At 42.3% G+C, this 16664-nt stretch carries 15 protein-coding genes; 4 read left to right on the top strand and 11 right to left on the bottom strand.

Features of this window, described 5'->3' with window-relative positions:
* Window positions 1-292: 292 nt before the first annotated feature.
* Both rnz and metH read right to left on the bottom strand, forming a co-directional pair.
* The gene (rnz, locus tag ABIE27_RS08970) at window positions 293-1237 is read right to left on the bottom strand and encodes a ribonuclease Z (RefSeq protein WP_123065744.1); all 945 of its coding nucleotides are present in this window, start codon (window positions 1235-1237) and stop codon (window positions 293-295) included.
* A 76-nt stretch (window positions 1238-1313) separates the two neighbouring features.
* Complete coding sequence (gene metH, locus ABIE27_RS08965) at window positions 1314-4694, bottom strand: methionine synthase (protein WP_429350354.1); 3381 nt, start codon at window positions 4692-4694, stop codon at window positions 1314-1316.
* A gap of 238 nt (window positions 4695-4932) precedes the next feature.
* On the opposite strand from metH, the gene ABIE27_RS08960 reads away from it, so the two are divergent.
* Entirely contained in the window at window positions 4933-5478 is a 546-nt protein-coding gene (locus ABIE27_RS08960) for a cupin domain-containing protein (RefSeq protein ID WP_123065746.1), read from the top strand.
* Window positions 5479-5982: 504 nt separating this feature from the next.
* On the opposite strand, the gene ABIE27_RS08955 is transcribed toward ABIE27_RS08960, so the two are convergent.
* The 5 genes from ABIE27_RS08955 to ABIE27_RS08935 all read right to left on the bottom strand — a co-directional run bounded on the left by ABIE27_RS08955 (window position 5983) and on the right by ABIE27_RS08935 (window position 9560).
* Window positions 5983-6990, bottom strand: a complete 1008-nt coding sequence (locus ABIE27_RS08955; protein WP_429350353.1) for a hypothetical protein — start codon at window positions 6988-6990, stop codon at window positions 5983-5985.
* A 422-nt stretch (window positions 6991-7412) separates the two neighbouring features.
* A complete protein-coding gene (locus tag ABIE27_RS08950) occupies window positions 7413-8204 on the bottom strand; it encodes an HAD family hydrolase (protein WP_123065748.1) in 792 nt (263 codons plus the stop codon).
* 28 nt (window positions 8205-8232) lie between these two features.
* A complete protein-coding gene (locus ABIE27_RS08945; RefSeq protein WP_090916770.1) occupies window positions 8233-8745 on the bottom strand; it encodes a hypothetical protein in 513 nt (170 codons plus the stop codon).
* Between the two features lie 132 nt (window positions 8746-8877).
* Window positions 8878-9087: a DUF896 domain-containing protein gene (locus tag ABIE27_RS08940; RefSeq protein WP_123065749.1), complete on the bottom strand. Its 210-nt coding sequence runs from the start codon at window positions 9085-9087 to the stop codon at window positions 8878-8880.
* Window positions 9088-9182: 95 nt separating this feature from the next.
* The gene (locus ABIE27_RS08935; protein ID WP_123065750.1) at window positions 9183-9560 is read right to left on the bottom strand and encodes a LysM peptidoglycan-binding domain-containing protein; all 378 of its coding nucleotides are present in this window, start codon (window positions 9558-9560) and stop codon (window positions 9183-9185) included.
* A 293-nt stretch (window positions 9561-9853) separates the two neighbouring features.
* Here ABIE27_RS08935 and lexA point away from each other — a divergent pair, with 293 nt between their 5' ends.
* A complete protein-coding gene (lexA, locus tag ABIE27_RS08930; RefSeq protein WP_123065751.1) occupies window positions 9854-10480 on the top strand; it encodes a transcriptional repressor LexA in 627 nt (208 codons plus the stop codon).
* A gap of 152 nt (window positions 10481-10632) precedes the next feature.
* On the opposite strand, the gene ABIE27_RS08925 is transcribed toward lexA, so the two are convergent.
* The gene (locus ABIE27_RS08925) at window positions 10633-11937 is read right to left on the bottom strand and encodes an aldehyde dehydrogenase (RefSeq protein ID WP_429350352.1); all 1305 of its coding nucleotides are present in this window, start codon (window positions 11935-11937) and stop codon (window positions 10633-10635) included.
* 509 nt (window positions 11938-12446) lie between these two features.
* Here ABIE27_RS08925 and ABIE27_RS08920 point away from each other — a divergent pair.
* Complete coding sequence (locus tag ABIE27_RS08920) at window positions 12447-12758, top strand: hypothetical protein (RefSeq protein WP_123065753.1); 312 nt, start codon at window positions 12447-12449, stop codon at window positions 12756-12758.
* A gap of 52 nt (window positions 12759-12810) precedes the next feature.
* Window positions 12811-13152 carry a hypothetical protein gene (locus ABIE27_RS08915; protein WP_123065754.1) on the top strand — a complete coding sequence of 114 codons (342 nt, stop codon included), beginning with the start codon at window positions 12811-12813 and terminating at the stop codon, window positions 13150-13152.
* 265 nt (window positions 13153-13417) lie between these two features.
* Here ABIE27_RS08915 and glnA read toward each other — a convergent pair whose 3' ends face one another.
* The 3 genes from glnA to ABIE27_RS08900 form a co-directional block, all read right to left on the bottom strand.
* Entirely contained in the window at window positions 13418-14746 is a 1329-nt protein-coding gene (gene glnA / locus ABIE27_RS08910) for a type I glutamate--ammonia ligase (RefSeq protein WP_090916813.1), read from the bottom strand.
* Window positions 14747-14876: 130 nt separating this feature from the next.
* On the bottom strand, window positions 14877-15290 hold the full coding sequence (locus ABIE27_RS08905) for a MerR family transcriptional regulator (RefSeq protein WP_056689944.1): 414 nt from the start codon (window positions 15288-15290) through the stop codon (window positions 14877-14879).
* An 82-nt stretch (window positions 15291-15372) separates the two neighbouring features.
* Window positions 15373-16626, bottom strand: coding sequence for an aminotransferase class I/II-fold pyridoxal phosphate-dependent enzyme (locus ABIE27_RS08900; RefSeq protein WP_123065755.1), 1254 nt, complete (start codon window positions 16624-16626; stop codon window positions 15373-15375).
* Between the last annotated feature and the right edge of the window lie 38 nt (window positions 16627-16664).

Below are 16664 nucleotides of genomic sequence, written 5' to 3'. Positions count from 1 at the left end.
AACCTTTATACTATGTATTCAAGCATGTAGGATGGTTCAGCCTCATAGAAAGAGACACACAACAAGTCGAACCGGATCGAACACAGACGGTTTAACTCGCGCGCCTTCTGTACAAGCTTGTCATTTCCTGCGCTTTCCCGGAAAATAATTCAGAGAATTTCCCTGCTCATATTGCCCATCCTACACGCTTTCTGAACAGATTGCAAAAGGGACCTCGGGAACATTTCTCCCTCAGTCCCGTCTCATTCGCCGGTTGTTGATATAGCCTGCGTCATGAATCAAGGCTTCCGCTTTATTGCGGAGAATTGTGTTTCCCATGAACCACAGGAATCAGTTGGTGCTCGCTCGCAAGCCTTGTGTTCGGAAAGATGCTCTTTGCTTCTACAAGTAATGGCTGAAGCTGTTCCTCATCCTTATAACGAGAGCTGAAGTGAGTCATAATGAGCTGACCCACATCCGCCGCTAGGGCCGCTTCTGCCGCTTGTCTGGACGTACTATGATAGTACTCATGAGCAGTGTCGGCCAGATCATGCATAAACGTCGCTTCATGAACAAGAACGTCTGCGTCCTGAGCCAGAGGTTTCACGTTTTCGCAAGGACGCGTATCACCCAGAATTGTAATCACCATTCCGCGTTTTGGGGATCCTAAAACATCCTCAGGACGTACCGTATCACCACTGTCTAATGTAATTGTCTCTCCCCGCTTTAACCGTCCGAACAACGGGCCTGGTTTCAGACCGTAAGCCGCTAATTTAGCAGAATCAAGACTACCAGGACGATCTTTCTCGGTAATCCGATAGCCGTAACTGTCGATACGATGTTCAAGTAAGGCAGACTCTACAATAAAGCTGTCATCTTCAAACAGCACACCGCCAGTATGCTCAACAATGTTCAAGTCATAATTTAAGCGGGACTGACTAAGTTCCATCGTTGTTGCAATCATGCGTTCCGTCCCCGGCGGTCCATACACCGTGAGCGGAGTCGTTCCGCCCTGATATGCCCTGCTGGACAGCAAACCAGGCAATCCGAATACATGGTCACCATGCAGATGGGTAATAAAAATTTTCTCCAATTTGCTTAGTTTAAGCGGAGAACTTAAAATCTGATGCTGTGTCCCTTCCCCGCAGTCAAACAACCACAGCGCTCTGCGCTCATCCAACATGCGTAGTCCAATGGACGTTACATTCCGTTGCAGCGTAGGTACACCAGCATTAGTTCCCAGGAAATATAGTTCCATTCTGGATCGCACCTCTTTCTGTTGCCAGCAAAAAACCTCCGACCATGCGGAGGGCTTGCCTGAACAACTTATCAATTTATGCTTTTTCGACGTTAAAATATTTGGCCTGCGGATGGCTAAATACCATCGCAGATACCGATGCTTCAGGTTCCATCATGAAACCTTCCGTCAACTCTACTCCGATATCCTCAGGCTGCATCAGCTTAAATAACGGACCCTGATCTTCCAGATCAGGACAAGCCGGATATCCAAAGGATACTCGAATCCCCTGATAACGTGCGCCATGACGTTGTTTCATCGTCATGTCAGCTGGATCTGGGAAACCCCAGATATCCCTCATCATGTGATGCACCCGTTCTGCGAGTCCTTCCGCCACTTCAAGCGCTACAGACTGCAACGCGTGCGAACGTAGATAATCCCCCTGATCCTTCCATGCCGTCGAAAGCTCGCGCACACCATGTCCCGCAGTGACAACGAGGAAGCCTACATAATCCATTTCGCCGGATTCAACTGGCTTCAGGAAGTCGGAAAGACATAGGAAAGGCTCTACCTTTTGACGTGGGAACGTAAAGGTATGCAGGATGTTGCTGGTATCTTGCGGATCATAAATGATGACGCTATTGCCGCTCGACTGTGCCGGGAAGAAGCGATACATCGCATGAGCCTGAATGATTCCGTCACGAACAGCTTCCTGCATAATGCCATCTACGACCGCTTTCAAATCGGTTGCTTTAGGGTCACCCGCAGCGAGCAATTGCTCTACTGAACCACGAAGTCCCAAATGATGCCCGAGTAACATCTGCATGTTCACATAAGGCAGGATATGTGATAACGGGTAATTCCGCAATGTATGACGTTCTAAATCAGGTGGTACAAGCACTGGATGATCAGCTGAAATGGCCGAGCGCTCAACGCGTGTAAGCTCAGGAAGTGCTTGAACCTCTCCCGCATTTGACGCATCAGCTTCTTTTTCCGCATCCATCTCCGCTTGCATCGATTCCCGTGTCACTGGATTCATCAGCTTGTTTGCTAGATCCAGACCATCCATTGCATCCTTCGCATAGACTACCATCCCGTTATATTCAGGACGAATCCGGTTTTTGGTAAACTTACGAGTCAATGCCGCTCCACCTACCATGATTGGCACATCAATGCCGGCTGTGCGCAGATCCTGAGCGGTAAGAATCATCTGCTGAGCAGATTTAACGAGCAAACCTGAGAGGCCAATAGCATCCACTTTTTCTTCCCTATACGCCTCAATAATACGCTCTGGTGGTACTTTTATACCCAAATTAATGATCCGGTAACCGTTATTGGACAAGATGATCTCTACCAAGTTTTTACCTATATCATGTACGTCCCCTTTAACGGTGGCGAGAATAATCTTGCCTTTAACAGAAGTTTCGTTCTTCTCCATAAACTGCTCCAGATATGCGACAGAAGCCTTCATCACTTCTGCGCTTTGAAGCACCTCAGCTACAATTAATTCATTGTTGTTAAAGAGACGTCCGACTTCTTCCATACCCCTCATTAATGGACCGTTGATGACTTCAAGCGCTGAATATTTGGCGAGAGCCTGCTCCAGATCGGGCAATAAACCCTCTTTGCTTCCTTCAACGACATAAGATGCGAGACGTTCTTCTAATGAAAGGTTAGAGATTTTTTCTTTCTTCTCTACCTTTTTGTTACGGAATGCAGCTACGAAGGCAGCCAGCGTATCATCGTTTGTATTATACAGAAGCTCTTCCGAGAGTCTGCGTTCTTCTTCAGGGATGGATGCGTAACGCTCCAGCTTCTCGGTATTCACGATGGCATAATCCAGCCCTGCTTTGGTACATTCGTACAGGAAAACAGAGTTTAACACCTCACGACCTGCTTCAGGCAGACCAAAGGAGATGTTACTAATACCCAGAATCGTATGACACTCTGGGAGCGCTTCTTTAATGATACGTATACCTTCAATCGTTTCTTTCGCAGATCCGATGTACTGCTCATCACCCGTACCTACCGGAAAGACCAGAGTATCAAAAATAAGGTCTTCTGGCTTCAACCCGTATTTGTTCACCAGCAAATCATACGAACGTTTAGCTACGTCAAGCTTGTCCTCGCGGCTGATCGCCTGACCACGTTCGTCAATCGTTCCCACAACTACGGCTCCGCCATATTTATGCAGCAAAGGAGTTACCAACTCAAATTTCTCTTCGCCATCCTCAAGGTTAATGGAGTTAATAATGGCCTTCCCTTGAGAATATTGAAGCGCTGTATCAATGACCGCAGCATCTGTGGTGTCAATCATCAGCGGAACCTTGACCTTTTTGACAACAAGTTCAAGGAACTTGATCATATCTTCCGTTTCCTCACGGTCAGGGTCCTGTACGCAGACGTCAACGATGTGTGCTCCGTTCTTCACTTGAGCCCGGGCAATTTCGGAAGCTTCTTCGTACTTGCCCTCGACAATGAGTCGTTTGAATTTACGTGAACCAAGTACGTTGGTGCGTTCACCAACCATATAAGGACGATTGTCCTGTTCGACATATACCGGTTCAATCCCTGACAATGCAGGCGGGTGTGTTCCGTTCAATTCTCTTGGGGGGTACTTGGCGAGCGTGTCACGCATGGCCCGGATATGTGCTGGCGTTGTTCCGCAACATCCTCCTGCAATGTTCAACCATCCCTGTTCTGCAAAAGCACCGATCTTCTGCGCAAGTGAATCTGGTGATTCATGATAGTTACCATTCTCGTCAGGAAGACCTGCATTTGGATAACAACTCACAGCAACAGATGCCATGCCAGACAGAGATCGAATATGGTCACGCATGAACTCCGGACCTGTCGCACAGTTTAGTCCCACTGAAATTGGGTTAAGGTGTTCTAGGGATATATAAAAAGATTCAATGTTCTGACCGGCCAGGGTCGTGCCCATAGGTTCAATGGTTCCTGAGATCATGAGAGGCAGCTTGATACCGCTTTGTTCAAACGCTTGCTGAATGCCAATGCTACCTGCTTTGACATTAAGAGTATCCTGTGAGGTTTCAAGCAGTAGCGCATCAACGCCTCCCTCTATTAAAGCGAGGGCCTGCTCAAAATAGCTGTCCACCAGCTCTTGGAATGTCACTCCACCAGTCACAGACAGCGTTTTGGTTGTTGGTCCCATCGCTCCGACCACATATCGTGGTGACTCCGGTGTGGAAAAACGATCTACTGCAGCTTTCGCAATTCTGGCCGCTTCGAGATTAATTTCACGTGCACGATCTTGAATATCGTATTCAGCAAGAACTACTGAAGTTGCACCAAATGTATTGGTCTCAATTAAATCGGCACCAGCTTCCAGATAATCTTCATGAATACGTTGGATCAAGTCTGGACGGGTTAGCACCAACATTTCATTACATCCATCCAGATCTTCGCCGCCAAAATCTTCGCTGGTCAGATCCACTTGTTGAATCATCGTCCCCATTGCGCCGTCGAGGATTAATATTCGTTGTTTTATTGCATCGTGTAGACTAAGCTTATCCAATATCTTCACCCCCGCAAAACGTTAAATCTTAGTTTAACAGAAACTTACTTAATGTGAAAGATCGGTTTTGCTCCCGAAAGGTCGCGAATTTGCAGGAATGAAGCAGAAATGTGAATCGACAAATTTTGAGCAATCCGATATAATATCAATTAATCCAAGTGGAAAAGAGGGAAAGCGTATGGCTGAAATTGTTATCCGAAATACGAACGAACGAATCATCGGAGACGAGAACGTTCGAAATTTCTTGAACAAATATGATGTATTATATGAGAAGTGGGACGCTTCCAAATTAAACACAGAACTGCAAAACAACTTCGGCTTAACCGATGATCAGAAGCAGGAAGTTTTAGAAACCTTCGATTACGAGATCAAAGACTTGGCGGCACGCCGCGGTTATCAAATCTGGGATGTAATCACCCTTTCAGAGCAAACACCAGACATCGAAGAAAAATTGGCCAAGTTTGAAGAGATCCATACGCATGCAGAAGACGAAATTCGCGCTATTGTTGCGGGTAAAGGTATCTTTGTTATTAAAGCAACCGATGATACGGGTTACTTTAATGTAGAATTGTCTCCGGGTGACGTTATTTCCGTTCCTGAAAACACACCGCACTTCTTCACTTTAATGGAGAACAAACAAATTATTGCGGTTCGCTTGTTCATCGAAAAAGATGGCTGGATCGCCGATCCGTATCCTGATCCAACGTTTATCAAAAACGCTTAATATGATTATATATTGTCAAAACGGAACGAACAGGGCTGCACCTTGTTTCGTTCCGTTTGTTTTCTATATTTCACGATACATTCTCTTTTCTTCCCATTGTCTTTCTGAAGCTTTAAATTAACTCCTCTTCTACTATGTTTTAACACTAAACCATTATGTAATGATATATTTTATCGATCTTAATTGTAAAGCTCTCCCCACATCTCTAACACACTATTCTACGTATAAATAGCCTATGTAACACATTACTTGTTCCAATCACCTTTCCCTTGGCAAAACAGCCTTACGTCCCAAAATGAGTTAATCCATTTACTGGCATAAAATGCCTCTAAAATGTTCATAGGATAAACCGGAGGTTTATCCCAATCCGTTTTTTACAGAGTGCACTTCAGAAGTGTATCACTGCACTTTGCTTGGCCTTTATACTCAGCTTAAAAATTTCAAGGTGATAGTTTTTAGTAATAATAACTTATTATAACTCAGTCAATAGCCTCTGTTAACCAATTAAATATGCGCTCTGTGAGCTCCAGTTCTTTTTTTGTGTAGGCCCTTAATTATTCGGACACACTTGCTAACGCTTTCATAATGAAGGGTTTGAGAAAAGATTGCTTTGGTAGTAATCGCTCTTAGGTACGTCCAGTCCGTAATAATTTCATCTACAAGTGGATTAATGAATTCGTTAGTTTTGTCCAAAAGGGTGGGATTAAGGTCATAAAGAGCCGACAATCTGTATTTTTCTGAACATTTTCTATAAATGGTGCTGCTTAGTGTTTCAATAATGTCCTCATTCTTTATAATGTCTTCATAATAATCAGCTAACGAAGAGATACTTTGGATTCCTTGCATAATTTCGTCCTGGTAATTCAGCATGTGATCTTTATAGTTTTTAAAACTTTCCTTATATATATCTAAGCTATTTTGGGTATCGAGATCAACAGAGTCAGATACAAATTCCAAAAAAAGAGGTCCCTTAATATCTTCACTCAAACAAGCTTGTTTTATATCCTCAAATGGTACACTGTACTTTTTATACTCCGTTATATCATCAACGATATAGACCTCGTTGCTCGTAGAATTATATCCATAAACCAATACCGGGTGCGGCCCATGTTGCTTAAGGTAGTAAAATTCCCGTCCTCTTTGATAATACAGATCAATATAAATAGCAACTGGATTTCCTTTGTAAAGTGATGTTATGATTTGGGATTTTAAAGTGCTTGCATCAGGTGAGAAATGATTTATTGTAATACCAATCTCACCCAATACTTGATCTAAACGTTTGACACTTACCACCTCGAGTTTAAAATATCCTCGATCTTTTATTTTATTTTCGTCAAATCTGTATATGGTTACGAAATTATTGATAATTGAGAACGTATCTTTATGATAATTAGCAGCTATCGTTAATAGGGAGTTGTGGATACAATCCAAAAAGGGATGGTTGCTTTGGGGGAACATCTTTTTCATACCTTTAAAATATTCGAAATCAGGAAGAGAGACAACATTATCCATGTAAAATAGCCTCCAATCAAAGAATAAGTACAAAGTTACGAGATCATGTGTGTGGAAGTGATATTGTGTAAGGCTGGTTTATACAGTGTCATTAAAAACTAAATTGCACGTAAATCTTTCTCGTAGTCATCATATAGGCAGTTATAAATCCTTTGAGGTATTTTAATTTATTAATTTGACTTTGTAGTATGAATGAATTTTCTCATTCAATATACCAATAATTGTAATACCTAAACTCACGATTGGCAATATTATGTTAATCTTTCCCAATTTTTTTCATTAAAATTTTCCAATATCAGATTATATATAATTCGATGAAATATTTTTTGTGTTATAAAACAAAAACAATCTTTACTAGGTAACGTAGATTAAAGTTACCTAGTAAAGATTGTTAAAAAAACATTCAATATAAGAAAAGAGATTTAAAAATTAGCGATTAAGTCTTCTAATTCAGACAAATGTTTAATCTCGTGGTTCGGTGAGTAACTTTCATTATTTGTTTTGTTCTCCCGGTTAATCCATACGGCGCGAATACCTGAAGACAACGCACCACGAATATCTGTTGTTAACTTATCGCCTACCATCATACTTTCTTCTGGTTGAACACCCAGTCTACTTAGAGCATGCTCAAAAATGGATGGATCTGGCTTACCTTTACCAAAGCTACCTGAGATAATAATCTCATCAAAAAAAGGAGATAACTCCGGAACGCCATCAAGTTTCTCTTGCTGTAAAGCAGGACAGCCATTAGTCAAAAGCAACAATTTATACTTTCCTTGCAAATGACGCAGCGTATCCATCGTTTCTTCATAAACATGAGGTCTCGATCTACGTTCTGCACCAAACTGCGAGGCCAGGCGCTCTGCAAGCTCTTCTTGATCGACACCCAGCTTTAGTAAACCGCGGCGCCAAGACTCCTTACGATAAATTGGAGCCAATTGTTCAAGCTGACGAAATTCCGGTTGTTCTCCTCCCGTAAAGTTCGCCCAAAGTCCTTCAAAAGGGTTAATTCCAATCATTTTGGTAAAAGGGAACGTTTCGTAAGATTCATATAGTTCACGCGCTTCGTTACGAACAGCCTCTTCGAGTGCCTCAGCATTAACACCTGTTTCTGTTGCCGCAATTAGACAAGTTTCATGAAAAGCTTCTCGAACACTTCGTTCGTCCCATAATAAAGTATCATCCAGGTCAAACATAATCGCTTTCAACGCCATTCCGATCATCTGCCCCTTTACACGTTAATTACTTATCAATCGTTTCTACGGTAATCTGGTGTGCTTTTGCAAATTTCAGCAACCGCTCGGTAATTGCTTCTGTATCGTAACGATTTAACAACTTGGTGAAAACCCATCTCTTTCCACGGCTGTTGTGTTCAATAACAACAGTACCCGGCTCAAATCGGAATTTGATAATATCGTCAACCCCGATGGATCGTTCACGATTCCCCTTCGTTGTGATGATCCGATTACTGCTAATTTTAACGTAAGGACGGCGGAGCATAAAAATGACAGCCAAAAATACATAGAGCAACATTGTGACCCAATCCCAGGTTGTCATCGGTGCTTTCACTAAAAAAGTACTCATGAACAGATACAAAAACGCCAAACCAATTAAAAAGATAGGGAACAAAAGGCTTCTTCCTTTGTAAATATCCTCACCTGGATTTCCTGTGATTGGTTGACCGCTTTTTTTACGTTGCTGATTCAATTGCTTCGAATTTTTCCGAACCGTTCTTTCGAACGAACGCCGCGACATGTGAATCCCCCTTATGTGTCTTGTATCGGCTTACATCATTACTATGTAAACCGATGTTCCCCCTTATAGTAAGCATCCCCAGCTAACATGAAGAAACCTAAATATCATAACGATATGTTTAGGTTTCGTAAATTAATGTTTGAGTTTGCCTTGGTGGCCTTGGCCCTTGTCGTCGTCAACAATCTCAATTGAATCGAGTTGCTGTCTAAAGTTGCTACGAATGTTACCCAAGTAAATTTCTCTCAATTTGGCACGTTCAGCAAGTTCTTCCTCTGATAGTCCAGTGGATTTCTGCTTGCGAGCCAATTCGTTAATACGTGCTACCAGACTATCTATATCCAAGCTTGTCCCCTCCAAAAATACAAAGTCATATTAACTTTGACATGAGAAAGGCGGCTTGTCAAGTTAGTACGCGCCAACCTATATAGATGCGCACTCTATTTAACAAACTGAGGTAATATTAGAACTTGTCCTGTCTGGATTGTTGCTGATTCAAGTTGATTCACTTTTTTGATTGCTTCTATATATACACGTGTATCCATCGACGTTGGTTTATGTTCCAAAGAAATACTCCACAATGTTTCTCCTTGTGATACAGCAATCTTACCGCCAGGTAGTAGATCATTCTCGTTACCAGCAAAGACAGTTAGAACCGTACTACATCCAATAAAGATAATTAATGAAGCAATTACCAGTTTAATTAATCCCGTAGAAAACTTAATACGTGTCACGAAGGTTCTGAATTGCCCTATATTAGACTTTACAGCTTCTGAATTTACTGGTTTATAAATGCTCTGATACGTAGAATATCTCATTTGTCCCCGCCTCCAAACGTTTGTTCCTATCTCTTGGAATCAATATAACACGAACATTTGTTTTGTTCAAGACTTTTTTAGAACAATTGTTCGCTCTTTTTTCGACATTAAAACATCTTTTTTCGTATTAAAAATTCTCGTAAAGAGCAATTAAACTCTCTTTTCAACAAACGAATGAGGCTGAATCGAAAAAAATATAGAAATAATAAGATTTCTTTAGAACTTATGTTTGTACGAACGGAGGTTCTATGTTATAATTTTCCCAAACGTTACTAAAATGGGGTTGATACGGTATGTCGAAGATATCCAGCAGGCAACAGGCTATCCTGGAGTTTATACGAAATGAAGTCCGTTTGAAGGGGTATCCTCCTTCCGTACGAGAAATTGGCGAAGCCGTTGGACTGGCTTCCAGTTCCACAGTGCATGGACATTTGGATCGTTTGGAGAAGAAAGGGTTAATTAGACGTGACCCAACCAAACCAAGAGCGATTGAATTGTTAAGCCAGGAAGAGTCTGAACATTCTCATCAGTTCGCCCACAGTGTTGCACGAATTCCTGTCGTGGGTAAAGTAACAGCTGGTGTGCCGATTACGGCAACAGAAAATATTGAAGACTACTTCCCACTCCCTACACATTATGTAGGGGAACAGAAGGTGTTTATGCTCTCCGTTGTCGGGGACAGTATGATTGAAGCCGGTATTGTTAATGGAGATTATGTAATCGTTCGTCAGCAACAAACTGCCGATAATGGTGACATTGTCGTTGCGATGACTGAGGACGATGAAGCAACAGTAAAGACATTTTATAAGGAAAAGGATCATATTCGCCTTCAACCAGAGAATTCAACATTTGAACCGTTGCGGTTGAAACACGTTAGTATTCTAGGCAAAGTCATTGGTCTTTTCCGAGATATTCATTAATTTATTTTGTTTTATTAAAATGCTAATACTTCATACCTGCTAGAATACGAAAGAGGTTGCCCTGATCAACAGGACAACCTCTTTCTTTGCTTTCATAGTTGGATTCATATCATTTCTAACAAAGCACTCTAATAAATGCGTTGAACAAAAGATTATTTGGTGCGTTTAAGAATGCTTTTGTGATGCGAGAATACTTCAAAGCTTTGTTGTCCATGGTAAGAACCCATACCGCTCTCTCCCACACCGCCAAATGGCAAATAATGCGAAGTCATATGGGATAGAGTCTCATTAATACAACCTCCACCAAAAGAAACCTGATTCAATACTTGATCCTGTAAAGCTTCATTCTCAGTAAACAAATACAAAGCGAGTGGTTTAGGACGACGAATGATTTCATCAAGCATTGGATTCAAATCACGATACGTAAATACGGGCAGAATAGGTCCAAAGATCTCTTCCTGCATTACTGGGGAATCCCAATCGACATTGCCAAGAACTGTAGGTTCAATCGTAAGCTGATCACGATTTGAACGCCCTCCCATTAAAGTCTTGCCATTCGTGAGGAAAGCGCTCAAACGATCAAAGTTACGTGTGTTAACGATATGGGGAAAATCTTTATTTTGCATCACGTCGTCCCCAAATTTATCACGAACCTCGGCTTTGATTTCCTCGATGAGTTGATCATATACCTGTTCATCTACTAATAAATAGTCTGGCGCAACACAGGTTTGACCTGCATTCAGAAATTTACCACGCACAAGACGTTGTGCTGCCAGTTTCAGATCAGCATCCTGATGCACAATGGCCGGACTTTTACCGCCTAACTCTAGCGTCACTGGAGTTAAGTGCTCTGCTGCAGCTTTCATTACAATACGACCCACTCCAGTACTACCTGTGAAGAAAATGTAATCGAATTTCTCCTTAAGCAGTGCTGTGCTCGTTTCAACCTCCCCTTCCATAACAGCAATGTACTCCTCCGGATATATTTCCTGAATGAGATCGCTGATTAAACGAGAAGTCGCTGGTGTAAGCTCAGAAGGTTTGATCACCGCACAGTTCCCCGCCGCAATCGCACCGATCAGCGGCCCAAACGCCAGTTGGAACGGATAATTCCAAGGCGCAATAATTAGAGCAACTCCATAAGGCTCAGGGTAAATCGTGCTAACGGCATCTGGCATTGCCGAGCTTGTTGGAACGCTACGCGGTGCAACCCACTCACGCAGATGTTCTAACGTATAATCCAATTCACCCAATACAATGCGAATCTCCGAGCCATATCCTTCTGCCTCTGATTTATTTAAATCAGCGCGAAGCGCGTCCAAAATACGCTCCTGGTATTTCTCGATCCCTTCTCTCAAGTTATGCAAAGCCTGAATCCGATACTCCACTGGTTTAGTCTGTCCTGTATTAAAAAACGTACGTTGTGTAGTCACAAGTTGTTTCGCTTGTTGTTCCAAAAATATCATCTCCAATTAATTTCTAAAAATTATATTGCTTAAAATTAAATTAATTATATCTTTTATATATGAAACTATCAACATACATTTGAAACAGGGCAGAGGTCAAAAGACAAAATAAGTGGATCGCATGAAGCATATTTCTTTATTTTTTCAACGATTGCTTGTATGTTCTTATCTCTTTTATGAATTTTTCATATGTTGAATTTATTATATTTCTAACTCTTCATGTTCTTATTTGAGTTTAGTTTTCATTTTCCTATAGAGTTTAAAAACGATATGACCATTTATTTTCGCACAAAAATAAATCATATCTGCTAACTTATGTAATGTAGAAGCTAAGTACATTGATTTTTGACTTTCTTATTTTATCTTCATATATGAGGGACGTGATCTGAAGATAAATCTAGTAAACCATGTGACAAATGTTATTATTTTACATTGAATAATATGGTATTTTTAGAGAGTAAAGTTTCATTAATTCATTACAAATCTTAGGAGGTATTTGTATGAAAAAGAAAATGTGTTCACTCGGAGCTTTAACTGTTATTGTGGCAAGTATCGCTGTTCCAACATCATTAGCTACCGCTTCACCCTCTTCTCAAGATTCGGTAACTTCACAAAGTATTACGATTCAGGCAACCCAGAAATTTGTGAGATACTCAGACGTTAACAATAAATATGGAAATGCAAGTTATGTTCCACAGAGCTACACTTATGCTGATGGTGTTTGGTATGGAAGACTAACATTAACATCTACTACCTATTCAAACGGATTATATTACGGAAACTATGAGGGTTACGTAACTAAGATGGAATAATTTATTCTTTCAGAATAAATTCATGAGCATAACAAAAAGGAGCGAAAATTGTATGATAAAGAAATTACTTGCTGGCTTATTAGCTGTATCTGCATGTTTTTCAATTGGTTCTACGTCCTTCGCTGCGGATACGGGTATTTCAACACCTGCTTTATCGCTATCGGAAAGTTTTCAAGTGACAGCACCTCAAGCATTTTTTGAGCGAGACATTTACCTAAAAGTAGGCCAACCTGGTCAATGGTATAGCGGCTACACTTATGATGTAATCTATAGTGATGGCGCTTGTGATATTGGCCCTGATTTTTTGGTTACTCCTATTCAACCCGGGCTTACAGTTGTAAGTGCAAACCACGGTAGTTATATCATCCTTTTTAAGTTTCATGTAAGCTATTAGTTATTAAAGAACAAAACAAACATGGTGGGTTTATTTTTAATGCCCCTGTGTCGAGTTTACTAAAATAGCGCAGGAACCGTTAGAAACCCTCTGTAATGTAATTAAGCGCAAAAACAGCGCTCCGATAAGAGAGCGCTGTTTTTCGTGTTTCCTGTAACATATTTGTTAGGGCATTTTGTGGGCACTCACATTTTATTTTGCCTAGAAATGATTTATCCATAAAAAGAAAAACCCCTCACGCCAGGTGGCGCAAGGGATTCGGGTATTAGTACAACGTGATATATTGATCGCGTTCCCATTGGTGGACTTGTGTGCGGTACATATCCCACTCAATTTCTTTCAGCTCGTAGAAGTGAGCCAGGGCGTGGTCGCCGAGAGCGTCACAGATGACTTCGCTGCGGATCAATTCGTTCAATGCTTCTTTCAGGTCAGCTGGCAAGCTAGGAATGCCTTCTTCCACACGCTCTTCTTCTGACATGATGTAGATGTTACGGTCAATCGGAGCCGGTAAGGAAAGCTCACGTTTGATTCCGTCCAGGCCTGCTTTCAATAAAACAGCCAAAGCGAGGTAAGGGTTAGCAGCCGGATCCGGGTTACGAACCTCAACACGAGTACTCAGACCACGTGAAGCTGGAATACGGATCATTGGGCTACGGTTACTTGCAGACCATGCTACGTAACATGGTGCTTCGTAACCTGGCACAAGACGTTTGTAGGAGTTCACAGTCGGGTTAGTGATTGCAGCAAACGCACGTGCATGCTTCAGCGTTCCAGCCATGAAGTGACGCGCAGTTTTGCTCAGGCCCAGCTCGTCCGACTCGTCAACAAATGCGTTCTCATTGCCACGGAACAAGGATTGGTTACAGTGCATACCGGAACCGTTCATACCGAACAATGGTTTTGGCATAAACGTAGCATGTAATCCATGCTGACGTGCAATCGTTTTAACAACGAGTTTGAACGTTTGGATCTGGTCTGCTGCTTTCAGAGCATCTGCATATTTGAAGTCGATCTCATGCTGACCAGGAGCTACCTCGTGGTGAGAAGCTTCGATTTCAAAGCCCATTTCTTCAAGTGTAATAACGATATCACGACGACAGTTTTCGCCAAGATCTGTTGGTGCAAGGTCGAAATACCCACCTTGGTCATTCAGTTCGTTTGTTGGGTTTCCTTTTTCATCCGTTTTGAACAAGAAAAATTCTGGTTCAGGACCAACGTTAAAGGAAGTGAATCCCATTTCTTCGGCTTCCTTCAGGTTTCGTTTCAAGATGCCACGTGGATCACCCGGGAATGGGTTGCCATCTGGCAGATATACGTCACAGATCAAACGCGCGACACGATTATCGGATACCCATGGGAAAATAAGCCAAGAGTCAAGATCCGGATAGAGGTACATGTCGGATTCTTCGATACGAACATAACCTTCAATGGAGGAACCATCAAACATCATTTTGTTATCCAAAGCCTTCGTTAACTGGCTTACAGGAATCTCAACGTTTTTAATCGCTCCCAGCAAGTCGGTGAATTGCAATCGAACGAATCGTACATTTTCTTCTTTGGAGATGCGGAGAATGTCTTCTTTTGTATAACTCATGATTCCTCTCCCTTTCTTATCTGCGTATTTGGCTTGCATGTTATATTTGTACATTAGAATGTGCCACGGGTCAAGGAGTCTGACATCAGAAGTTTGAAATTCACCTTACCCGCCTCGTTAGGTGAATCGATTATTTTTTATTAAAAAACCGAGAAAGTTCACCTTGGATGAGAGATACCTGACCTGGTCTTTTACCTGACACCAGCTGTTGCTTCAGCAAACGGTGCAGCTGTGTATCGGACAGTTCTCTACGTTTAACTTCCGTATCCGGCGTAATCACCGTTGCTTCTTCAGACTCTTTTGAAACAGGATTCATCACTTGCTTAATGCCTGCAATGTTAACTCCTTTTTCAATCAGAGCCTTGATCTCTAGTAATCTCTCAACATCGTTAAAGGAAAACAAGCGCTGATTCCCTGACGTTCTTGCAGGAACAATCAGGCTGTGCTGCTCATAGTAACGAATCTGTCTCGCGGACAGATCGGTAAGCTTCATTACGATACCTATAGGGAATAAGGCCATATTTCTGCGGATTTCGTCGCCCATGTTCATCAACCTTCCAGTCATCTATTCTTGACCCTATTGTACATTTAGTTGTTACAAAGTGTCAATGACGTGTTAGATAAACTCACAATAATTTACGATCTTTCATTGCTTGTAATGCCATCAAAACGCCATATTTAACATGAGAGTAAGTTAACCCCCCCTGCATATAACCGATAAAAGGCTCTCGAATCGGCGCATCGGCGGATAATTCCAAGCTTCCTCCTTGAATAAACGTACCTGCCGCCATAATGACAGGATGCTCATATCCAGGCATATCCCAAGGCTCAGGAACAACATGGCTATCCACAGCAGCTGCCTGCTGAATGCCTTGTACAAAAGCAATTAAATGCTCAGCAGAGCTGAATTGCACCGCCTGGATCAGGTCAGTACGCGGCTCATCCCACGCAGGCTTGGTCACAAATCCGGATGCAGCAAACATCGCCGCTGCAAAAATACTTCCTTTGATCGCTTGACCCACGATGGTTGGAGCCATGTAAAGTCCTTGGTAGATGCCTCGCGTTGTCCCCAGCATAGCCCCTACCTCACCCCCAATACCAGGTGCAGTCAAACGATACGCTGCCAGTTGTACATACTTCTCTTTGCCACATATGTATCCTCCGGTTTCTGCTAACCCACCACCAGGATTTTTAATCAACGAACCTGCCATCAAGTCCACACCTACTTCTGTAGGTTCACGTTCTTCCGTAAATTCGCCGTAACAATTATCCACAAACACGATAACGTCTGGTTTCAACGTTTTAACACGCGCCACCATATCTGCAATTTCGGCAATTGTAAACGAAGAACGCCAGTCGTAGCCACGAGAACGCTGAATGCCTATAACCTTCGTTGCTGGCGTAATAGACTTTTCCACCGCTTCCCAATCCACTTGCCCTGCGTCTGTCAGTCCGGTTTCAGCATACCCGATCCCAAAATCACGGAGAGACCCTGTTCCGTCACCAGGCTTGCCAATCACTTTATGTAATGTGTCATAAGGCTTACCTGTGATGTACAACAGTTCGTCTCCTGGACGCAATACGCCAAACAGAGCGGTACTTATCGTGTGTGTTCCTGAGGCAAAATGAGGACGCACGAGTGCAGTATCTGCACCAAACACATCCGCATATACCTCGTCGAGCACCTCACGTCCGCGATCATTATAAGCATACCCCGTGGAGCCTGCAAAATGAAAATCACTTACTTTTCTACGCTGAAACGCATCAATTACCTTCCATTGATTGTGATCTACAATACGATCCACCTGATGAAGTTGTCCTTCAATCTGTCGTTCCACCTGATGTTGAAGTTCCACAATATTTGAATCAAACCTTGCCATCTTGCTTCATTCCCCTTTTATAGCACGAAACTGACGCA

It is taken from the genome of Paenibacillus sp. 4624 (assembly GCF_050435065.1).
GTDB classification, from domain to species: Bacteria; Bacillota; Bacilli; order Paenibacillales; family Paenibacillaceae; genus Paenibacillus; species Paenibacillus amylolyticus_D.
This window is presented reverse-complemented; position numbering and strand designations above follow the sequence as displayed.

Excerpts from the sequence above, each read along its gene's own strand:
- rnz (WP_123065744.1), bottom strand. The coding sequence starts at position 1,237 with ATGGAACTATATTTCCTGGGAACTAATGCTGGTGTACCTACGCTGCAA.
- metH (WP_429350354.1), bottom strand. The coding sequence starts at position 4,694 with ATGGGGACGATGATTCAACAAGTGGATCTGACCAGCGAAGATTTTGGC.
- ABIE27_RS08960 (WP_123065746.1), top strand. The coding sequence starts at position 4,933 with ATGGCTGAAATTGTTATCCGAAATACGAACGAACGAATCATCGGAGAC.
- ABIE27_RS08955 (WP_429350353.1), bottom strand. The coding sequence starts at position 6,990 with ATGGATAATGTTGTCTCTCTTCCTGATTTCGAATATTTTAAAGGTATG.
- ABIE27_RS08950 (WP_123065748.1), bottom strand. The coding sequence starts at position 8,204 with ATGGCGTTGAAAGCGATTATGTTTGACCTGGATGATACTTTATTATGG.
- ABIE27_RS08945 (WP_090916770.1), bottom strand. The coding sequence starts at position 8,745 with ATGTCGCGGCGTTCGTTCGAAAGAACGGTTCGGAAAAATTCGAAGCAA.
- ABIE27_RS08935 (WP_123065750.1), bottom strand. The coding sequence starts at position 9,560 with ATGAGATATTCTACGTATCAGAGCATTTATAAACCAGTAAATTCAGAA.
- lexA (WP_123065751.1), top strand. The coding sequence starts at position 9,854 with ATGTCGAAGATATCCAGCAGGCAACAGGCTATCCTGGAGTTTATACGA.
- ABIE27_RS08920 (WP_123065753.1), top strand. The coding sequence starts at position 12,447 with ATGAAAAAGAAAATGTGTTCACTCGGAGCTTTAACTGTTATTGTGGCA.
- ABIE27_RS08915 (WP_123065754.1), top strand. The coding sequence starts at position 12,811 with ATGATAAAGAAATTACTTGCTGGCTTATTAGCTGTATCTGCATGTTTT.
- glnA (WP_090916813.1), bottom strand. The coding sequence starts at position 14,746 with ATGAGTTATACAAAAGAAGACATTCTCCGCATCTCCAAAGAAGAAAAT.
- ABIE27_RS08905 (WP_056689944.1), bottom strand. The coding sequence starts at position 15,290 with ATGGGCGACGAAATCCGCAGAAATATGGCCTTATTCCCTATAGGTATC.
- ABIE27_RS08900 (WP_123065755.1), bottom strand. The coding sequence starts at position 16,626 with ATGGCAAGGTTTGATTCAAATATTGTGGAACTTCAACATCAGGTGGAA.